At 33.1% G+C, this 441-nt stretch carries 1 protein-coding gene; it reads right to left on the reverse strand.

Annotated features, from left to right (window positions below; all coding sequences use genetic code 11):
* A partial coding sequence (gene greB / locus B4237_RS06800) for a transcription elongation factor GreB (protein ID WP_286942351.1) occupies window positions 1-338 on the reverse strand: 338 nt, incomplete at its 3' end.
* Window positions 339-441: the final 103 nt, after the last annotated feature.

Consider the following 441-nt stretch of genomic DNA (forward strand, 5'->3'; position numbering starts at 1 on the left):
TCATAAATTTCATCAACTCCAACAATTCTGAGTGTTTTCTGCTCACCCTGATCATTTTCTATTTCAACCCAAGCCCCAAAATATACTTTTCCGTCCTGTTCGGGCACATAATCGACAATTTTTAATTCTTCTAAGCGCTTACCTAGATATCTAACACGTCGATCAATTTTCCTAAGCAATTGTTTATTATACTGATAATCTGCATTTTCCGATCGATCACCTAAACTTGCTGCCCAATTTACTTTTTTGGTAATTTCAGGTCGCTCGTCATGCCAAAGTTTTTTTAGCTCAGCAACTAATAAATCATGTCCAGTGCGAGTAATTAAATTCGATTTCATAGTTAAAAATACGCTAATACAACATTTTACTTACAAGTTTTTGCATTGTATTCCTTATTTAACCATCGCTAAAGTGTATAAATTTTATTCTTTTTCAAATCAG

It is taken from the genome of Acinetobacter sp. UBA6526 (assembly GCF_002434875.1).
Classification (GTDB): domain Bacteria; phylum Pseudomonadota; class Gammaproteobacteria; order Pseudomonadales; family Moraxellaceae; genus Acinetobacter; species Acinetobacter venetianus.